Raw genomic sequence first — 18,882 nt, forward strand, 5'->3', positions numbered from 1 at the left:
CCCACGCGTTCTCAGTCCACTTCGGCCAGCTGCTTGGCCCGGCCGAAGACATCGTCCAACATCCCCGGTGTCAGCCGCCCGGTGAAGGTGTTCTGCTGGCTGACGTGATAGCAGCCGAGCAACTCCGGCACGGCCGCGCCGGACCAGTGTGCCCCATGACCGAACGCCGGTCGCGGGCTGGGCGGGCGCTGCCCGTACACCTGGCGCAGCACCGGCCACCACGCGGCCCAGGCGAACGCCCCCAGCGCGACCACGACGCGCAGGGTGGGCCGGATCAGCGTGACCTCGCGGTGCAGCCAGGGCGCGCAGGTGTCGCGTTCATCCGGGGTGGGTTTGTTGTCCGGCGGGGCGCAGCGGACGGCCGAGAAGATGCGGGTGTCGCGCAGCGCCAGCCCGTCGTCGGCGGAGACGCTGGTCGGCTGGTTCGCCAGCCCGGCCCGGTGCAGGGCCGCGAAGAGCACGTCACCCGAGCGGTCGCCGGTGAAGATCCGGCCGGTGCGGTTGCCGCCGTGCGCGGCGGGCGCGAGCCCGAGGATGGCGATCCGCGCGTCGGCGGGGCCGAAGCCCGGCACCGGTCGACCCCAGTACTCCTGGTCGCGGAAGGCGGCCCGCCGGGTGCGGGCCACCTCCTCCCGCCACCGGACCAGCCGCGGACAGGCGAAACAGTCACTGACGGCCGCGTCGAGGTCGGCCAGGTCGGTCGCCCGCGCGGCGCGGGCGACGACCTGGTCGGGGGTACGCGACTCAGCCAAGTTTGGCCCGGAAGAGTTCGAGGGTGCGGGCCCAGGCGCTGGCTGCGGAACGCTGGTCGAACGCCTCCGGCCGGTCGTCGTTGAAGAACGCGTGCGAGGTGCCCGGGTAGTCGTACAGCTGGCAGGTGCCGCCGGCCTCCTCGATGGCCCGCCGTGCGGTCTGCACACCGTCGGCGGTCGAGGTGCCGTCCTCTTCGGAGCAGTGGATGACTGCCGTCTTGCCGGCGTAGTCGACCCAGTCGGGGCGCATCGACTCCCAGGGCAGCACCGGATAGAAGCCGGCGGTGGCGACGATCCGCTCGGAGAGCGTCGCCGACCAGAGGGCCAGGCTGCCGCCGGCGCAGAACCCGACGGCGCCGACCTTGCCGGCGACCTCCGGCCGCCCCGCGAGGTAGTCGGCGGCACCGGCGATGTCCTTCGCCGCCTCGTCCATCCGCATCGACAGCAGCAGACGCTGCGCCTCGTCCGGCTCGCTGGTGGTCTCACCGTGGTAGAAGTCCGGGGCGAGGGCGACGAAGCCGGCCTCGGCGAACCGGTCCGCAACCGACCGGATGTGCGGGACGAGACCCCACCACTCCTGGATGACGATGACGGCGGGGCTGGTCGTGCCGCTGGCGGGTATCGCGAGATACCCCTCGCTCGTACCCCCGTTGCTGCGGTAGCTCACCATGTCGCCCATCGGCCGTCCTCCTAGCGGTCAGTCATCGTTGGCTGGTCGCCCAGTGGTCCTACGTGCCGGTAGCCTGCCATGCCGCGCCTCCGCCGGGAAGACGCCGGAACAGTGGCATTCACCTCCTGTTCGCCGGGCGGTGACCGGGAGTACGCCGACGGCGGCGGGGAACACTCCCCCGCCGCCGTCATCGGTCTCTCAGCTCGGTCTGACCTTTTCGGTCAGGCCTTCTTGGTCAGGCAGAGCACGTAACCCTTCTTGCCCGACTCGATGCTGTAGAAGACGTACCCCTCCTGGTCTTCCTTGAAGAACTCGTTGCAGGTGGTGTCGGCCTTGGCCTGAGCCTCGGTCTGCCCGTCGATCCGGCCCACCACGCTGTACGCGGCGTCGGTGGAGGTGCACTCGACGACCTTGGCGCCGTCGACCTCCTCCTCCTTGGTGCCCTTGATCTCGGGCAGCTCCGCGATGCAGTCACCGGCCTTGGCGTCGGCCGTCTCGTCCTTGTTCACGAAGTTGCCGATCGCCGCGCCGAGACCGAACTTCAGGCCGGCGACGACGAGAAACACGACGATCGCGCCGATGATGCCGAGCGCCTTCTTCCCACCGGACTTCTTCGCCTCCGGCTCGGCCGGGGGCGGCGTCTCGACGGCCGGCTGCTGCGGCGCGGCGTCGGACGCGGGGGGCGGTGCGACCTGCTCTGACACGGGGGTTCCTTCCGAGGGGTGGATGAGCAGACGACACCGTAACGATCATTGATTTCCGGCGTCGCCCCGCTCGCCTCGTCCGTTCAGCTATTTCCCAGCATCGTGTGCATGATGTGGTTCACATCGCCCGTCAGCTCGTCGCGGTAGGGGTCGGACCGCCACTCGGTGTGACACTCGGCGTCACGCTCGGGCTCGCCGAAGGGGTCGGAACCGCGGGGCTTTCGCTCGGCGTCGACGTGTCGGTCGGCTGCGGTCCGCTCGTCGGCCGGCCGGGCATACCCGGGCCCCGCGGTCCGAAGGGCGCCTGGTCCGGGCAGTACGGGTACGCCCGCAGCAGCGGGTTGCCGTAGGCCGCGGCGGGGTCGGCGCAGTCCGGATAGCCGAGTCGGATCGGGTTGCCGTTCTCGTCGAAGAGCCGGGCGTTCTCCACCAGCCGACCCTCGCTGTCGTAGACGAAGACGTCCCGGATCCGGTCGTACGGGTTGTCGACCGACGTCGGGTCGTAGCCGTAGTCGCCGTAGCGCATCCGGTCCTCGGCCTGCATCAGGGCGGAGAGCGCGAACACCACAAGCACCGCGCTGCCGACCTGCAGCGCCGACCGTGGCCAGCGACTCAACTGACCGGATCGGCGACCGAGCCAGATCGAGGCGAGCACGAAACCGACCAGCAGGATCAGGCCGGCCAGCAGCTCCCCACCGAACCGGGGCAGCAGGCCGAAGCTGCCACCCGTGGTGATCACGGTGACCAGCATCGCCGCCAGATAGCCGCGCAGCACCCACCAACCCGGGCGCAGCAGGCCGAGGAAGTCGCTGGCCGTCGCGTACCCCAGGGGTGGGCCGAGCCGGGTGTCGATCGCGCGCAGCCGGCCGCGGAGCCGGACCACTGCGGTGGCGACCCGCTGGTCGAGGTTGCGCCCGCCACCCACGCCGACGCCGGCGGCGGCGCGCAGCTCGGCGGCGTACGTCTCCGGCTCGCCCAGCCGCTCGACGAGGGTGCCCTCGGCCTCGGCGGCGACCTCGGTGAGATGGTCGGCGAGATCCTCGGTCAGCTCGTTGAGCCGGTCGGGCGGAAGGTCGGCCAGAGCGGCCCGGACCCGCGCCACGTAGTCGGTGATCTCCTGCTCCGTGACGGTCATGCCGCCAGCCCCCGATCGTCGAGCAGAGTGTCCATTGTGGTGGCGAACGAGCGCCAGAGCTTGCCGGAGCGGGTCAACTGGTCACGCCCGGCCGCGTTGAGTGAGTAGTACTTGCGGTGCGGGCCGGTTTCGCTCGGCACGACGTACGTGGTGAGCAGGCCGGCGGCGAAGAGACGGCGCAGCGTGCCGTAGACCGAGGCGTCGCCGATCTCCTCCAGGCCGGCCTCGCGGAGGCGGCGCAGGATGTCATAACCGTAGCCGTCCTCCTCCTTCAGGACGGCCAGGACGGCCAGGTCGAGCACGCCCTTCAACAACTGTGTGGTGTCCACGCATTGCACACTAGTGCGCAATGCGCAGTAGCGTCAACGATTCCGCCCCGACGGGCCGCGTCCGGTCTCAGATCAACACGACGTCGGTCAAGGGCGCTGGTGGCCTACTGGAGGCTCCAGGCGATGCCGTCGAGGATGTCGTGCTCGGAGGCGACCACCGAGGGCATCCCGGCCCGCTCCATGATCACGCGGAGCACGAGCGCGCCCGCCCCGATCACGTCGGCCCGGCCCGGGTGCATCACCGGGATCTCCAGCCGCTGCGCGCTGGTACGGGACAGCAGGTCCGCGGTCACCTGGGCCACCGCCTCGTACGACACCCGGGCGTGGTGGATGCGCTCCGGGTCGTACTCCCGCAGGCCCACAGCGATGGCGACCACTGTGGTGACCGACCCGGCGAGGCCGACCAGCGTGGCGGCCTCGCGGCCGGGCACCGCCGCGAGCGCCCGGTCCACGACGGCGGCGATGTCGGCCTCAGCGGCCGCCACCTGCTCCGGCGTGGGCGGGTCGCCCGGAAGGTGCCGCTCGGTCATCCGGACGCAGCCGATGTCCACGGAGATGGCCGACCGGACGCCGCCGGCGCGGTCACCGACCACGAACTCGGTGGAGCCACCGCCGATGTCGACCACCAGGAACGGCTCCACCGCGTCGGCGGGCAGCCCGCGCACCGCGCCGGTGAACGACAGCCGGGCCTCCTCGTCGCCGCTGACCACCTCGGGCTCGACCCCGAGGGTCGCCCGCACCATCTCCGCGAAGTCGGCGGCGTTCGAAGCGTCCCGGGAGGCCGAGGTGGCGCACATCCGCACCCGCTGGGCACCCAGCTTCTCGATGTCGGCGGCGTACGACGCCAGCGCCACCCGCGTCCGCTCGATCGCCTCCGGCGCCAGCCGTCCCGTCCGGTCCACGCCCTGCCCGAGCCGGACGATCTCCATCCGCCGGGTCACGTCGGTCAGCGGAGCCTGCGGCCCGGCCGACTCGTCGGGCAGGTCGGCGACCAGCAGTCGGATCGAGTTGGTCCCACAGTCGATGGCCGCCACACGCGTCGTCACCCGGCAACCCTACGACAGCCACCCGCCGGGGCACCGACGCGATCGGCGGGACGGACCGGCTGGTCGCCGATGAGCGTGATGCCTCTGTGTCATCTTGATGCCGCACAGGCATCACGCTCAACCGAGTGACCGGCCCCGACAGCTCGACGCCGAACGCGGCCGGGCCGCTACAGACGCAGCAGCATCCGGGTGTTGCCCAGCGTGTTCGGCTTGACCCGCTCCAGGTCCAGGAACTCCGCGACACCCTCGTCGTACGAGCGCAGCAGCTGCTCGTAGACCGGCTGCGGCACCGGAGCGCCGTCGATCTCCCGGAACCCGAACGAGCCGAAGAACCGGGTCTCGAAGGTGAGCACGAAGATCCGCGCGACGCCCAGCTCCCGGGCCGCGTCGATCAGCTCACCCACCAGCCGGTGCCCGATCCGCTGGCCCCGGCAGGACGGGTCGACGGCCACCGTGCGGATCTCGGCCAGGTCCTCCCACATCACGTGCAACGCCCCGCAGCCCACCACGACGCCGTCGTCGGGCCGGACCGCCACGCGGAACTCCTGCACGTCCTCGTAGAGGGTGACGGTGGCCTTGCTCAGCAGCCGCCGGTCGTCGGTGTACGTGTCGACCAACCGGCGGATGCCCCGGACGTCCCCGGTGCGGGCCCGCCGCACCAGGATCTGCCCCTCGGCCTGAGCTGTCATTCGGCCGGGGGCACGTCGACGCACCTGCCGCTCGCCCACCAGGGCTCGACAAGCGCCAACGTCTCGTCACCGAACGGGTTCACGCCGGGGCCAGCACCCAGGGCATGGCCGAGGTGCACGTGCAGGCACTTCACCCGGCCCGGCATCCCACCTGCGGAGATGCCCGCGATCTCCGGCACCTCGCCGATCGCCTCCCGGCGGGCCAGGTAGTCCTCGTGCGCGGCCCGGTAGTGGGCGGCCAGCTCCGGATCCGTCGTCAGCCGGTCGGCCATCTCCCGCATCAGCCCGGCCGACTCCAGCCGGCTGCACGCCGCGGTCGCCCGGGGGCAGGTCAGGTAGTACAGCGTCGGGAACGGGGTGCCGTCGGCGAGGCGGGGCGTCGTCTCCACCACGTCGGGCAGGCCGCACGGGCAGCGGTGGGCCACCGCACGGGTGCCCCGGGGCGTGCGGCCGAGCTGCGCCGCCACCGCGGCCAGGTCGGCCTCGGTGGCCGGCTCCCGCTGCGGCAGGGGTACGGAATCCGCCGCCGACTCCGGCGGTGGTGCGACAGTCACGGTGCTCGTCTCTCCTGGTGTGCTGGTCGGTGGCTCACTTGCCCGGCTGCTGGCTGTCCGCCGCCCGCACACTCGACCAGAGCGTGTCGTACCAGGTCGTCGGACCGGCCGGGGCGCCCGAGCCGGGCGACTTCCCGGCGTCGCGGGCGGCACCCTCCGGGTCGTTCAAGACCACCATCATCTTCTCGCCCGGCCGGCCCATGAAGAACCGCTCCCGAACCTGCGTCGTGATGTACTCGTCGTCCTGCCACTTGGCCGCTTCCGCGGCCAGCTTGGCGATCTCCTCCTCCTGCGCCGCCTGGGCGGCCTCCATCCGCTCGATGTCGGCCTGCTGGTCCAGGTAGACGCGCACCGGATAGGTGTACGCGAGGGCGAGCGCGATCAGCACCGCGCAGAGCACCGTGGCCCGGCCGGTGAAGCGACGGGGATGGGGTGCGGCGAGCCGCTTCACGGCACCGCCCGAGGCCGTCCGACGGGCGGCGGCCGGACGGTTCGCGGAGCGCACGCCCTCGGCGCCCCGGACCGCGCCCGGCGCCCGACCGGCGGCACCGCGCGGTTCGGCGCGTACGCCGGCGTCCCGGAGCGACCCACGGGTGGCCCGGCCGGCACCCGGTCGGCCGGACTGACCCGGTCGACGGGCGGGACGTTGACCACCCGGTGTGCGGCGCTGCATCGTCACACCCCTCCCCCGAGGCTACGTGTGGTGCCGAGTGCGTCGGGAAGCCCCGCAGTGGGGCTTCCCGACAACCTCTCAGGCCGAACGGTAACGCGGGAACGCACCCGCGCCCGCGTAGCGCGCCGCGTCGGCCAGCTCCTCCTCGATCCGGAGCAGCTGGTTGTACTTGGCGACCCGGTCCGAGCGGGCCGGTGCGCCGGTCTTGATCTGGCCGCAGCCGGTGGCCACCGCCAGGTCGGCGATGGTGGTGTCCTCGGTCTCGCCGGAGCGGTGGCTCATCATGCACTTGAAGCCGGCCCGGTGGGCCAGGTCCACGGCGTCCAGGGTCTCGGTCAGCGAACCGATCTGGTTGACCTTGACGAGGACGGCGTTGGCCGCCTTCTCCGCGATGCCGCGGGCGATGCGCTGCGGGTTGGTCACGAACAGGTCGTCGCCGACGATCTGCACCCGGTCGCCGATCGACGCGGTGAGCGTCTGCCAGCCCGTCCAGTCGTCCTCGGCCAGCGGGTCCTCGATCGACACGATCGGGTAGTCACCGGCCAGCTTGGTGTAGTAGTTGCTCATCTCCTCGGCGGACTTCGCGGCGCCCTCGAAGGTGTAGGTGCCGTTGTCGAAGAACTCCGTGGCCGCAACGTCGAGGGCGAACACGATGTCGGTGCCGAGCCGGTAACCGGCCTTCTCGACCGCCTCGGCGATCAGGTCCAGGGCGGCCGCGTTGGTGGGCAGGTTCGGCGCGAAGCCACCCTCGTCGCCGAGCCCGGTCGACAGGCCCTTCTTCTTCAGCACCGACTTGAGCGCGTGGTAGACCTCCGCGCCCGAGCGCAGCGCCTCACGGAAGGTGGGCGCACCGATCGGCGCGACCATGAACTCCTGGATGTCGACGTTGGAGTCGGCGTGCGCGCCACCGTTGAGGATGTTCATCATCGGCACCGGCAGCAGGTGCGCGTTCGGGCCGCCCAGGTAGCGGAAGAGGCTCAGCTCGGCGCTGCCGGCAGCCGCCTTCGCCACCGCCAGGGAGACCCCGAGGATGGCGTTCGCGCCCAGCTCCGACTTGCTGTCGGTCCCGTCGATGTCGAGCATCTTCTGGTCGATGAGCCGCTGCTCGCTGGCCTCGTACCCGATGATCTGGTCGACGATCTTGTCCTCGACGTTGGAGACCGCCTTCTCCACGCCCTTGCCCTGGTAGCGGTCGGCGTCACCGTCGCGCAGCTCGATCGCCTCGAACGCGCCGGTGGAGGCGCCGGAGGGCACTGCGGCGCGGGCCACCGTGCCGTCGTCCAGGCCGACCTCGACCTCGACCGTCGGGTTGCCCCGCGAGTCGAGAATCTCCCGGGCGACGATTCCCTCGATGGTTGCCACTGAGTCGCTCCTCGTTGTTGTGATCCGGTCCGTGGGTGGGCCGCGACGGTGCGGCTGAGGCAGGTGTTGAACGCAGCGTATCGGGCGGCGGGATCGGGCACGGCGTCGCCCGCGCACCCGAGTCGCCCCGCACTGACGGACATTCCCGGATTTCCGGGCGTCAACCGGCAACGGGTTTGCGCTGCGCCGACTTGATCCACCAGGCTGGTCGTCATGCCCGCCGCCTCGACCACCCTCCGCATGCTCGCCGTGTCGGTCATCGCGTCGCTCACGGTCACCGGCTGTCAGACATACGAGGACGCCGGCACCGCCATGGGTCGCTCGGATCTCGTCAACGACCTCGCCGCCCGCCTCGACCGGGCGCTGGAGTTGACCTACTCGGCCGACTACCAACTGCCCGGCGGCCAGAGCGCCGCGATCGTGCAGGCGCAGGATCCGGCCCGCTCCGCGTACACCTACCCGGGTGGGCGGCTCACCGTCACACCGGACGCCGTCACCCGCTGCACGTCGACCGCAGGTCGGATGTCGTGCACGCTCGTGGCGCCACCCACCCCGGGCACCAAGCCCACCGTGGCGCTCTTCACCGAGGCGAACCGGCAGGGTCTCGTCACCCCACCGGTGGTGGTCGGGCTGCTGACCGCCGCCGCACTCGACCCGCAGGCGGTGATCAAGCAGAGCGACACCACAGTCGCCGGGCATCACGCCGCATGCGTCGAGGTGCAGCGCTCGGACGGCGACTTCAGCGCCTGCGTGACCACCGAGGGCGTGCTCGGCAGCTTCCTCGGCGCGGTCGATGGCAAGCCGATGGAGCTGGCGTTGAGCAGTTACTCCGAGACGGTGGAGACGAACGCGTTCGACCCGCCCGCCGGAGCCGGCGTGGTGGACCGTCGGCCGGGCGGCTCCTGACCGGCCCGACCGACCCGGTCAGATGCCCAGCAGGGTGCGCAGGTGGCGCGGGGGCGGGCAGTCCTGGGCGAGCATCGCGTCGTGCCAGTCGCGCACCGACACCCCGTCCGGGCGGGCCGCGGCGATCTCCGCCATCTCGCTGTACCCCACGAAGTAGGTGGACAGCTGCGTCGAGGTGAGCAGCGACCGGCGCCACTTGCCGGCCGCCTCGCCCTCCTCTTGGAAGCCGCGCCCGGTCATCAGCGCCATCGCCTCGGCCTCGGGCAGCTCCTCGGCGTGCACCAACTGGTCGAGCAGCGCGTTGATGGTCATGCGTAGCTGCATCTTGAGCTGCTGCAACCGCACCGGCAGGCCACCGAAGCCGAGCCCGGCCATCAGCTCCTCGGCGTACACCGCCCACCCCTCGACGAACGGGCCGGAGCGGGCCAACGCCCGCACCCTCGTGCCACCGGCGTGCCGCCGGGCGTGGGCGAGCTGGAGGAAGTGGCCGGGCATCGCCTCGTGCACGGTGAGGTTGCGGACCATGTGGTCGTTGTACTCGCGGTAGAAGGAGTCCACGCGCCGCGCCGACCAGTCCGCCGGAGTGGGCGCGATGCAGTAGAAGGTCGGCAGGGCGGCGGTCTCCAGCGGGCCGGGCGCGTCGCAGTAGGCCACCGCGACACCCCTGGCGAACTCCGGCATCTCCTGGATCACGCACCGGTCGTCGACAACTGTCACCAGGTCGTGGAGGCGGACGAAGTCGGTAGCCTCGTCCAGGGTCACCCCGGCCAGCTCGACGATCGTCGAGTCGTCCGGGTGCTCGGCGGCGAGCACGTCCAGCGCCCGGCGTACCGTCGCGTCGTCGGCCGGACCGCCGACCAGCTCGACGGCCGCCGCCCGGATCTCCGCGGTCACCCGGTCCAGGTTGGCCCAGGCGCGGCGCTGGATCTCGGCGGCCCCCAGCTCGGTGTCGAGGGTGTGCCAGAGCCGCGCCTCCCAGCGGCGGCGGCCCAGTCGCGGGTCGCGGCCGGGGCCCGCGTCGGCGGCCAGGCCGGCGCGCAGCCAGGCGACGAACTCCTCCAGCGCGGCGATCGCGGCGGTGGCCGCCGGCTCGACCTGGCCGAGGCTGCCCGGGGCCTGGGCGAGCAGCGGCGGCAACTCGTCGCGGATCAGCGCGGCAGTGCCGGTGAACTGCCCCACCGCCGTCTCGGCGTGGATCCGCGGCATGTCCCGCAGCGTCGCGCGGGCGGTGGCGAGCGCATCCGGTACGGCGGCGAGCCGCCCCGCCAGCTGCGTCAACCGCACCTCGGCCGGGGCGTACGGGCGGGCCAGCAACGGGTGCAGCAGCGGGCCGGGGTTGTGGTGCAGGGGATCCCACTCGTGCGACCGGATCTCGGTCAGCTCGAACAACTCCCGGTCCACGAAGGAGGTGAGCAGCGCGTGGTCCACCTGCTCGTCGACGTCCAGCGAGTCCGGGTCCAACTCGGACAACGCGTTCGCCGCGTCGGAGAGCATCACCCGGTCGGCGGCCAGCGCGTCGGCGGACAGATCCGGAAGCCGGGAGTCGAACCGATGATCCCCGGCGGCGGTGGCGACACCCGGCCGCGACTCCAGCAGAGCCTCAACGACCCGCTCCGCGAGCACCCCAAATTCTTCCACCGGCCCCACCCTACCCAGCCCTCCGCGCCCACCTCGGTGATCAAGAGGTTTGGGTCGGATCCGAGCCGGATTCCGACGCGAACCTCTTGATCAACTCGGGTCGACGGGTGGGGGTGGGGGTGCGGTTTCGGCGGCTCGGACGGCCTGGGCGTAGGCCAGGGTGGTTCGGCGCAGGGCCGCTTCGCTGTCGATTCCCGCCTCACGGGCCGCGACGACTGCCGCCAGCAGGCTCGCGCCCAGTCTCGCCTCGGCGTCCACCTGCGTGGCGACCGGCGGAGGCGGGACCTCGATGCCGTTACGGGTGGCGCGTTCCAGGACCTGCGCGGCCAGGGCCAGGGCGGGCTGGCTGAGCGCCACACCGTCCAGGACGGAATCGCGCGCCTTCTCGACCCGCTTGATCCGCTCCCAGTTGGCGGTGATCTCCTCCAACGTGCCCGCCTCCGCGCCGGCGAAGACGTGCGGATTACGCCGGATCATCTTGTCGACCAGGCCACCCGCCACGTCGTCGATGGTCCACCGCTCGCCCTCGGGCAACTCCTCCGCCAGCCGGGCGTGCAGGACCACCTGCAACAGCACGTCGCCCAACTCCTCACGCAGCGAGTCGGTGTCGTCCTCGACCATCGCGTCGTACGCCTCGTAGCTCTCCTCCAGCAGGTAGCCCGCGAGGCTGCGGTGCGTCTGCGCCCGTTTCCACGGGTCGCCACCCGGTGAGGCCAGCCGGTCCAGCACGGCCACTGCGTCGAGCAGCCGGGCCCCCGGCGGGTCCCACGAGCCGTACATCAGCTCCAACTCGGCCAGCCCCGGCTCCCGGGCCAGCCGCAGACCCAACTCCCGGGCCAGGGCCTCGTCGCCGGCCGGGCCGGCCAACCAGACCGCCGTACCGTGCGCCGCTACCGTGTCGAGCAGCGGCTGCGTCGCCGGGCCGTTCACGATCCGCACCTCGGCGCCCGCCTGACGCACGGCCGTGGTCAACTCGCTCTCCGCACCGGCCAGGACCGGATGCTGGCGTACGACATCCCAGGCGGCCGAGGTCAGCAGGCCGGCCGGCAACCGGGGTGAGGTGACCAGCAGGACGATCCGTGCCGTCATGCTCAGCTGGCCGTGCCCTCGGCGTCCGGGTTCGCGCTCGACGGCACCGCGTCCGGGGTGGAGACGTCGGTGACCGTTCCGGAGCCCGCCTCGCCCAGCGGCACGCTCACCGCGGGAGCGTTGCCCTCGAAGGTCAGCACCGGGAACTCCAGCGGCCGGTACCGGGGGTTGACTGTCACGTCGTGGCTCTCGACCGCCTCGACAAGCGCCCGGCGGGTCGCGAGCGCGGCGCGCAACTGGTCACGCGACTGCTCGCCGTCGAGCTGACGGGCGGCGTCCTCGTCGCTCACGTCGGCCGGGATCTTGGCGGCCTTGCGACCCGCCGCGACCACGTCGGCCAACTCCTTGTCGGTCGGGGCGACCGCCTCGCCGGACGGCACCCCGGACAGGCAGGTGTAGAGCTCGGCGACCGAGCGCGCGTACCGGGTCTCGGGCGCGAGCCCGAACTGCTGGGCGGCCTGCTCGGGCGACACCTGGGCGCGCGGCTGGTAGTTCTTCTCCCTGGACACCCGCCCGCACACCTCGCCGAGCACCAGCACGCTGGCCACCTCGGCCGGACCGGGCAGCGGCGGACGCGCGGCGGCGGACGGGTCGTCCGCCGGGGGCGTCGGGTTCTTCGCCCGCAGATCGTCCAGCATGGCGGTGACCGCATCCTGGGTGATGCGGTGGTCCCCGACATAGGCGGCGACACCGGGCTCGGCACGGCAACCGGAGAGGGCGACGATCCCGACCGCCACGGTGGCGGCGGCGACAAGACGGCGAGCACGCATGTCCGTCACTCTCTCACGCCATCACCCGGCGCTGTGACGCCCCCCACCTCCACCCGTCGCGCCCGGCCCGGCGACTCCGACGCACCCGCACCGTCGGGCCGCCGCGCTCACCCGGCCGCGGCGACCAGCGGGGCGGGGGCGCCCAGCACGTCGGAGAGCAGTTGCGCGCACCACTCGAGCAGCGCCTGGTCGCGCAGCGGCTCGCCGCCGATCCGACGGGTGGTCGGTCGGGGCACGCTCACCTGGTCGGTGGCCTGCTTGTAGACCGCGTCCGGGTGGTAGCGCTTGAGCCGCATCTGCTTCGAGTCGGGCAGCGGCAGCGGCCCGAACCGGATGTGCTTGCCCTGCATCGTCACGTCGCTCAGGCCGTACCGGCGGGCCAGCAGGCGGAACCGGGCCACCGCCACCAGGTTCTGCACCGGGGCCGGCGGCTCGCCGTACCGGTCGGTCATCTCGGCGACGACCTCGCGCAGACGCTCCTCGTCGCGTGCCTCGGCGAGCTTGCGGTACATCTCCAGGCGCAGCCGCTCCACGCTCACGTAGTCGTGCGGCAGGTGCGCGTCGATCGGCAGGTCGATCTTGACGTCGGTCTCCTCCTCCTGCCGCTCACCCTTGAACGCGGACACCGCCTCGCCGACCATGCGCACGTACAGGTCGAAGCCGACGCCCTCGATGTGCCCGGACTGCTCGCCGCCGAGCAGGTTGCCGGCGCCCCGGATCTCCAGGTCCTTCATGGCCACGTACATGCCGGCGCCCAGCTCGGTGTGCTGCGCGATGGTGGCCAGCCGCTCGTGGGCGTGCTCGGTGAGCGGCTTCTCCGGCGGGTAGAGGAAGTACGCGTACGCCCGCTCCCGCCCGCGGCCGACCCGGCCACGGATCTGGTGCAGCTGGGCCAGGCCGAGCAGGTCGGCCCGCTCCACGATCAGGGTGTTGGCGTTCGGGATGTCGATGCCCGACTCGACGATCGTGGTGCAGACCAGGACGTCGAACTCCTTCTCCCAGAAGCCGACCATCACCTTCTCCAGGGCTTCCTCGCCCATCTGGCCGTGCGCCACCGCGACCCGCGCCTCGGGGACCAGCTCCCGCAGCCGCCGGGCCGCCCGGTCGATCGACTCGACCCGGTTGTGCAGGTAGAACACCTGCCCGTCGCGCAGCAGCTCGCGGTGGATGGACGCGGCGACCTGCCGGTCGTCCTGCGCGCCGACGAAGGTGAGCACCGGGTGCCGCTCCTCCGGCGGAGTGGCGATGGTGGACATCTCCCGGATGCCGGTGATCGCCATCTCCAGGGTGCGCGGGATCGGGGTGGCCGACATGCTCAGCACGTCCACCGAGGCCCGCAGCGTCTTCAGGTGCTCCTTGTGCTCGACACCGAAGCGCTGCTCCTCGTCCACGATCACCAGGCCGAGCTGCTTGAACCGGGTCGCGGTCTGCAGCAGCCGGTGGGTGCCGATGACGATGTCGACGGTGCCGTCGGCGACCATCTCCAACGTCCGCTCGGTCTCCTTCGGGGTCTGGAACCGCGACAGCTGCCGGATCTGCACCGGGAACTGGCTCATCCGCTCCGCGAAGGTGTTGTAGTGCTGCTGCACCAGCAGCGTCGTCGGCACCAGCACCGCCACCTGCTTGCCGTCCTGCACGGCCTTGAACGCCGCCCGGACCGCGATCTCGGTCTTGCCGTAGCCGACGTCGCCGCAGATCAGCCGGTCCATCGGGACGGTCTGTTCCATGTCCCGCTTGACCTCGTCGATAGCGGCGAGCTGGTCCGGCGTCTCCTGCCAGGGGAAGGCGTCCTCCAACTCCCGCTGCCACGGCGTGTCCGGGCCGAACGAGTGGCCCTTGGACGCCTTGCGGGCGGCGTACAGCTGGATGAGCTGGGCGGCGATCTCCCGGACCGCCTTGCGGGCGCGGGCCTTGGACTTCTGCCAGTCCGAGCCGCCCATCTTGTGCAGCGTCGGCTGCTCACCGCCCACGTAGCGGGAGAGCTGGTCGAGCTGGTCGGTCGGGACGAACAGCCGGTCGCCGGGCTGGCCACGCTTGCTGGCCGCGTACTCGATGACCAGGTATTCCCGGCTCGCGCCGTTGACTGTGCGCTGCACCAGCTCGACGTAGCGGCCGATGCCGTGCTGCTCGTGCACCACGAAGTCGCCGGCCTTGAGCTCCAGCGGGTCGATGGTGTTGCGCCGGCGGCTCGGCATCTTGCGCATGTCCCGCGTCGAGGCGCCCCGACCACCGGTGACGTCGTTGCCGGTGAGCAGCACGAAACGGGACGCCTCGTCGACGAACCCACTGCCCAGCGCGCCGCAGGTGACGACCATCTCGCCGGGGGCGGGCGCGGTCGGCACCTCCCCGGTGAGCCGGGCGCCCAGCCCGGCGTCGCGCAGCACCTCCACCGCCCGCTGGGCGGGGCCGTGCCCCTCGAAGACCAGCGCGATCGACCAGCCCTCGCCGGCCCAGCGCTTGAGGTCGTCGACCACCCGCGCGGTCTCGCCGTGGTAGAGCGGGGCCGGCTGCGCGGCGAGGGTCACCGCGATGGCGTCGTCGGGGGTCACGCTGGCCTGCTCGGGCGCGTCCTCCCACGGCTGCCGTGTCTCGGCGGTCTCCGCTTCGACCAGGCCGAACGGGGACAGCGTCCACCACGGCTGGCGGAGGGTGGCCGCGGTGGCGCGGACCTCGCCCAGGGTGCGGAAGGCGGCGGCGCCGACGTCCACCGGGGCCTGGCCACCGACCGCGGCGGCGGCCCAGCTGGCCTGCAAGAACTCCTCCGACGTACGCACCAGGTCGTGCGCCCTCGTGCGGATGCGCTCCGGGTCGCACAGCAGGACGTGGGTGCCGGCCGGCATGGCGTCCAGCAGCAGCTCCAGCGAGTCGGGGCCGACCAGCACCGGGGCCAGCGACTCCATCCCCTCCACCGGGATGCCCTCGGCCAGCTTGTCCAGGATCTCGGCCAGCTCGGGGTGCTGTTCGGCGAGCGCGGCGGCCCGCTCGCGCACCGCCGGGGTGAGCAGCAGCTCACGGCAGGGCGGCGCCCAGAGCAGCGGAACCTGCTCGATGGTCCGCTGGTCGGCGACGGCGAAGGTGCGGATCTCCTCCACCTCGTCGCCCCAGAACTCCACCCGGGACGGGTGCTCGTCGGTGGGCGGGAAGACGTCCAGGATCCCGCCGCGCACCGCGAACTCGCCTCGCTTGGTGACCAGGTCGACCCGGGCGTACGCCATGTCGGTCAGCCGGCGGGCGACCTCTTCCAGGTCCGCCTCCTCGCCGGCGGCGAGCTGCACCGGCTCCAGGTCGCCGAGGCCCTTGAGCTGCGGTTGCAGCAGTGAACGGACGGGCGCCACGACCACCCGCAGCGGCCCGGTGCCGCCGTGCGCGTCGGTCGACTCGGGGTGCGCGAGGCGGCGCAGCACGGCCAGCCGGCGGCCCACCGTGTCGGAGCGGGGGGACAGTCGCTCGTGCGGCAGCGTCTCCCAGGAGGGGAAGACCACCACCTGCTCCGGCGGCAGCAGCGCGCCCAGCGCGGCGGCCAGGTCGTCGGCCTCCCGGGTGGTGGCGGTCACCGCCAGCACGGGCCGCCCGGCCCCGCCACCGGTGCCGTCGGGGTCGGCCGCGACGGCGGCCACCGCGAACGGGCGCAGCGCGGCGGGAGCGGTGATGTCGAGGCCGTCAACCTGGGCGGCACCGGAGCGCGCCAGGTCACGCGCCCGGGTCAGCCCGGGGTCGGCCAGAGCGGCGGAGAACAGACCGGTGAGCAAGGGAATCCTTCCAGGGGAGTCGGCGCACACCACTTGGGCCCCTCGTCCAACCGGACGGGGGGTGCACGCCAACCAGCCTATCCCCGCGCACCGACACCCACCCCGTTCCGCCCAGGTCGCGTCGTCCGCGCCCCTGGCCCGCGCACCCCGACCAGGTCCGCACCCGGCACGGGTCCGCCCCTCCGCAGTCCCTCTCGCCCCAAGATCCGCACAACATCGGGGAAGTTGCTGCCTCCGGAGCGCGGGAGGCAGCAAGTTCCCTGATGTTGCGCGGATCTTGCGGGGTTGGAAGCGTCCTCGGCCGTCCCGGAGCGCGGACACGCCATTGCGCGGGGGTGATGGGGCGCGCTGCCGCCTTGCACGGGGCGACACCGACCAAGATCGTGCTCGATCCAGGATGTAGTGGTCTCGAATCCGTCGGATCGCACTCTTTCCTGGTTCGAGCACGATCTTGGCCACCTGGACGACGCCGACCACAGGCAGCCGAGCACAGGCAGCCGACTACAGGCCACCCACGCCGCGAAAAGATCTTGACCGGCGCCGGCAGGCGTGGTCGGGTTTCGGAATGAGTGAGCAGTGGCGCGCACAGTTCGACGCGGAGGTGAGCTTCGCCAACGGCGGCGGCCTGCGCACGGAGGGGTTCCGGCTGGACATTCCGGGTCGGGAGATCACCGACGACGATCTGGCGGCGTTGTTCGTCCGCCACCTCGGACTGCTGATGGTCGCCGAGGTCCGGATCAGCGCGAAGACGATCATCGAGGAGCCGCACAAGGGCGGTCGGGGCGCCGGCGTCGAGGAGTCCGGCGCCGATCGTCGGCTGGTCGAGCTGAGCCACGTGATCCGCGACGGGATGACCACGCTGCCGGGGTGGTCCCCTCCGAGGATCGCCGACTGGTTGACCTTCGCGGAATCCCGCGAGCGGTACGCGCCGGGCACCGAGTTCCACGTGGCCCGGATCGACATGATCGCCAACACCGGCACGTACGTGGACACTCCCGCCCACCGCTGGTCCGGCGGCGACGACCTGACCGGGGTGTCCCTGGACCGCCTCGCCGACCTGCCCGGGTTGCTGGTCCGCGTACCGGCCGGCACCCGAGCCGTGGACCGGCTGATGCTGGCTCCGTACGAGGTGGCCGGGCGCGCGGTGCTGCTGCACACCGGGTGGGACGTGCACTTCGGCACCGAGCGGTACGGCGCACCGGAGGCGCCGTACCTGACCGGGGACGCCGCGCAGGCGCTGGTCGACGCCGGCGCAGCACTGGTCGGCATCGACTCGATCAACATCGACGACATGAGCCCGGCGGCCCGAGGCGTACGCCCCGCGCACAGCACGCTGCTCGCCGCCGGCGTCCCGATCGTGGAGCACCTGACCGGCCTGGGCGCGCTGCCGCCGAGCGGGTTCCGCTTCACCGCGGCCCCACCGATGGTGGCCGGCATGGGCACCTTCCCGGTCCGCGCCTTCGCCGTTGTCAATCCCTGATCCACGCCGACTCCCCGACCCGCGAACCCGCCGACCACGGGATCGAGCCGACCGAGGCGCAAACCGAGCCGGTCGACCACAGCCGACCAGGTGGGCCGGCACGGGCCGGCACGGGCCAGCACGGACCGGCACGGGCCAGCACGGGCCGGCACAGACCCGAAGAGCCGCTGCGGAGCGACCCGTCGCTCGGGGTGGACCAGGGGTTGGTGAGTGACCAGAATCGAGCCGGGTAGTGCGAGATCGCCGTGCAAGGGGGGACGATGCCCGCTGAGGGAGTCGGCAGTGATCCGCGTCGTCGTACCACGCCGGCCCGGTGGCGGGTGCTGGGGCATCCGGACGGCATGCTGATCTACCAGGTGCGCTGCATCGTGGAGAACCACGGCTGGACGGAGACTGTCGCGGAGGACCGGCACAAGGTCATCCTGGGGCGTTCCGGGGCGTACCGGCGCCGGCTCAACGGGCGGGTCGAGGTCTCCGACGCCACGTCGATGCTGCTGACCCGGCCCGGCGACGAGATGGCGGTGGCGCACCCGTTCGGCTGCGGCGACTCGTACACCTGCCTGGAGATCGATTCGGCGGTGCTGGCGCAGCGGCCGGACGCGGAGCGCTGGATGGACCGGGCCGGCTGGGCCGGCACCTCGGACGCCACCTTGGACCTGGCGCACCGTCTGCTGGTGGCCGAGTTCCGGCGCGGGCTGGACGGCTTCGAGATGGCCGAGCGGCTCCAGCGGTTCCTGGCCCGCCTGCTGAGCCACAGCGCCCTCGCCTCCAACGGCGAGAACGGCGAGGACGGCGCGGTGGAGCGGGCGGTCCGCCGCCGGCCGGCGACGCTCGCCGCGCACCGGCGGCTCGCCGACCGGGCCCGGGAGGTGCTGGCCAACTCGGGGTTCACGATGGGCCTTGACGAGGTGGCCCGGGAGGTGGGCAGCTCACCGCACCACCTCAGCCGGGTGTTCCAGCGGATGACCGGCAGCAGCCTGACCGCGTACCGCAACCGGCTGCGGGTGCGTGCGGTGCTGGACACCCTCGCCGAGCCCGACGGCCGCCCGCTCGGCGCGCTCGCCAGCGAGTACGGCTTCGCCGACCAGGCACACCTGACCCGGGTGGTCCGCGAGCAGGTGGGTCACCCTCCGGCCAGGCTGCGCCGCCTGCTCACCGCGACCCGCGAGGACCCGTCCGCGACAGCCTGAGCCCGGAGGCCGGCGGAGGTGCCGCACGGGGGGCGTACGGCACCTCCTTCGGGCACGCCCGAAGCGGCCCGCGACAGGTCCGGCCGAGGCGTCGGACCTCCCCGAACAGGCCCGCATGCCCCGATCCGGCCACCTCTGCGGGGTGG

The 18,882-nt window shown here is 72.4% G+C and carries 17 protein-coding genes; 3 read left to right on the forward strand and 14 right to left on the reverse strand.

Annotated features, from left to right (window positions below):
* Positions 1-11: 11 nt before the first annotated feature.
* From ACLQ27_RS17985 to eno, 10 genes are all read right to left on the reverse strand, one after another.
* Positions 12-752, reverse strand: a complete 741-nt coding sequence (locus tag ACLQ27_RS17985; protein ID WP_305076133.1) for a uracil-DNA glycosylase — start codon at positions 750-752, stop codon at positions 12-14.
* Entirely contained in the window at positions 745-1,431 is a 687-nt protein-coding gene (locus tag ACLQ27_RS17990; protein WP_234584100.1) for a dienelactone hydrolase family protein, read from the reverse strand. The genes ACLQ27_RS17985 and ACLQ27_RS17990 overlap by 8 nt, the downstream gene beginning before the upstream one ends.
* Before the next feature lie 212 nt (positions 1,432-1,643).
* Positions 1,644-2,126 (reverse strand): LppU/SCO3897 family protein, encoded by a 483-nt coding sequence (locus tag ACLQ27_RS17995; protein ID WP_234584101.1) that lies wholly within the window; start codon positions 2,124-2,126, stop codon positions 1,644-1,646.
* 130 nt (positions 2,127-2,256) lie between these two features.
* A complete protein-coding gene (locus ACLQ27_RS18000) occupies positions 2,257-3,261 on the reverse strand; it encodes an HAAS signaling domain-containing protein (RefSeq protein ID WP_425867720.1) in 1,005 nt (334 codons plus the stop codon).
* Positions 3,258-3,590, reverse strand: coding sequence for a PadR family transcriptional regulator (locus tag ACLQ27_RS18005; RefSeq protein WP_234584103.1), 333 nt, complete (start codon positions 3,588-3,590; stop codon positions 3,258-3,260). Before ACLQ27_RS18005 ends, ACLQ27_RS18000 begins: the two co-directional genes overlap by 4 nt.
* Positions 3,591-3,694: 104 nt before the next feature.
* Entirely contained in the window at positions 3,695-4,624 is a 930-nt protein-coding gene (locus ACLQ27_RS18010) for a Ppx/GppA phosphatase family protein (protein ID WP_357573764.1), read from the reverse strand.
* Between the two features lie 179 nt (positions 4,625-4,803).
* Complete coding sequence (locus tag ACLQ27_RS18015) at positions 4,804-5,325, reverse strand: amino-acid N-acetyltransferase (protein WP_234584104.1); 522 nt, start codon at positions 5,323-5,325, stop codon at positions 4,804-4,806.
* The gene (locus ACLQ27_RS18020; protein ID WP_234584105.1) at positions 5,322-5,879 is read right to left on the reverse strand and encodes a DUF501 domain-containing protein; all 558 of its coding nucleotides are present in this window, start codon (positions 5,877-5,879) and stop codon (positions 5,322-5,324) included. Before ACLQ27_RS18020 ends, ACLQ27_RS18015 begins: the two co-directional genes overlap by 4 nt.
* A 34-nt stretch (positions 5,880-5,913) precedes the next feature.
* Complete coding sequence (locus ACLQ27_RS18025; protein WP_234584106.1) at positions 5,914-6,552, reverse strand: FtsB family cell division protein; 639 nt, start codon at positions 6,550-6,552, stop codon at positions 5,914-5,916.
* A 78-nt stretch (positions 6,553-6,630) separates the two neighbouring features.
* On the reverse strand, positions 6,631-7,914 hold the full coding sequence (gene eno, locus ACLQ27_RS18030; RefSeq protein WP_234584107.1) for a phosphopyruvate hydratase: 1,284 nt from the start codon (positions 7,912-7,914) through the stop codon (positions 6,631-6,633).
* Positions 7,915-8,127: 213 nt separating this feature from the next.
* On the opposite strand from eno, the gene ACLQ27_RS18035 reads away from it, so the two are divergent.
* Positions 8,128-8,820 (forward strand): hypothetical protein, encoded by a 693-nt coding sequence (locus tag ACLQ27_RS18035; RefSeq protein ID WP_425867723.1) that lies wholly within the window; start codon positions 8,128-8,130, stop codon positions 8,818-8,820.
* An 18-nt stretch (positions 8,821-8,838) separates the two neighbouring features.
* On the opposite strand, the gene ACLQ27_RS18040 is transcribed toward ACLQ27_RS18035, so the two are convergent.
* The 4 genes from ACLQ27_RS18040 to mfd all read right to left on the reverse strand — a co-directional run bounded on the left by ACLQ27_RS18040 (position 8,839) and on the right by mfd (position 16,066).
* The gene (locus ACLQ27_RS18040; protein WP_357573303.1) at positions 8,839-10,458 is read right to left on the reverse strand and encodes a DUF885 domain-containing protein; all 1,620 of its coding nucleotides are present in this window, start codon (positions 10,456-10,458) and stop codon (positions 8,839-8,841) included.
* A gap of 90 nt (positions 10,459-10,548) precedes the next feature.
* Positions 10,549-11,547 (reverse strand): nucleoside triphosphate pyrophosphohydrolase, encoded by a 999-nt coding sequence (locus tag ACLQ27_RS18045; protein ID WP_425867725.1) that lies wholly within the window; start codon positions 11,545-11,547, stop codon positions 10,549-10,551.
* Positions 11,548-11,549: 2 nt separating this feature from the next.
* Positions 11,550-12,317 carry a hypothetical protein gene (locus ACLQ27_RS18050; protein WP_234584111.1) on the reverse strand — a complete coding sequence of 256 codons (768 nt, stop codon included), beginning with the start codon at positions 12,315-12,317 and terminating at the stop codon, positions 11,550-11,552.
* Positions 12,318-12,424: 107 nt separating this feature from the next.
* Positions 12,425-16,066 carry a transcription-repair coupling factor gene (gene mfd / locus ACLQ27_RS18055; protein ID WP_425867726.1) on the reverse strand — a complete coding sequence of 1,214 codons (3,642 nt, stop codon included), beginning with the start codon at positions 16,064-16,066 and terminating at the stop codon, positions 12,425-12,427.
* 565 nt (positions 16,067-16,631) lie between these two features.
* On the opposite strand from mfd, the gene ACLQ27_RS18060 reads away from it, so the two are divergent.
* Together ACLQ27_RS18060 and ACLQ27_RS18065 are read left to right on the forward strand one after the other, a co-directional pair.
* Positions 16,632-17,546 (forward strand): cyclase family protein, encoded by a 915-nt coding sequence (locus ACLQ27_RS18060; RefSeq protein WP_425867728.1) that lies wholly within the window; start codon positions 16,632-16,634, stop codon positions 17,544-17,546.
* A 260-nt stretch (positions 17,547-17,806) separates the two neighbouring features.
* A complete protein-coding gene (locus ACLQ27_RS18065) occupies positions 17,807-18,736 on the forward strand; it encodes a helix-turn-helix domain-containing protein (RefSeq protein WP_357573306.1) in 930 nt (309 codons plus the stop codon).
* Positions 18,737-18,882: the final 146 nt, after the last annotated feature.

It is taken from the genome of Micromonospora sp. DT63, assembly GCF_049841615.1.
Lineage (GTDB): Bacteria > Actinomycetota > Actinomycetes > Mycobacteriales > Micromonosporaceae > Micromonospora.

What these genes read in the sequence shown, in the direction of transcription:
- ACLQ27_RS17990 (WP_234584100.1), bottom strand. Translation starts at nt 1,431, where the DNA reads ATGGGCGACATGGTGAGCTACCGCAGCAACGGGGGTACGAGCGAGGGG.
- ACLQ27_RS18065 (WP_357573306.1), top strand. Translation starts at nt 17,807, where the DNA reads ATGCCCGCTGAGGGAGTCGGCAGTGATCCGCGTCGTCGTACCACGCCG.
- ACLQ27_RS18025 (WP_234584106.1), bottom strand. Translation starts at nt 6,552, where the DNA reads ATGCAGCGCCGCACACCGGGTGGTCAACGTCCCGCCCGTCGACCGGGT.
- ACLQ27_RS18000 (WP_425867720.1), bottom strand. Translation starts at nt 3,261, where the DNA reads ATGACCGTCACGGAGCAGGAGATCACCGACTACGTGGCGCGGGTCCGG.
- ACLQ27_RS18060 (WP_425867728.1), top strand. Translation starts at nt 16,632, where the DNA reads ATGAGTGAGCAGTGGCGCGCACAGTTCGACGCGGAGGTGAGCTTCGCC.
- ACLQ27_RS18015 (WP_234584104.1), bottom strand. Translation starts at nt 5,325, where the DNA reads ATGACAGCTCAGGCCGAGGGGCAGATCCTGGTGCGGCGGGCCCGCACC.
- ACLQ27_RS18045 (WP_425867725.1), bottom strand. Translation starts at nt 11,547, where the DNA reads ATGACGGCACGGATCGTCCTGCTGGTCACCTCACCCCGGTTGCCGGCC.
- ACLQ27_RS18035 (WP_425867723.1), top strand. Translation starts at nt 8,128, where the DNA reads ATGCCCGCCGCCTCGACCACCCTCCGCATGCTCGCCGTGTCGGTCATC.
- ACLQ27_RS18050 (WP_234584111.1), bottom strand. Translation starts at nt 12,317, where the DNA reads ATGCGTGCTCGCCGTCTTGTCGCCGCCGCCACCGTGGCGGTCGGGATC.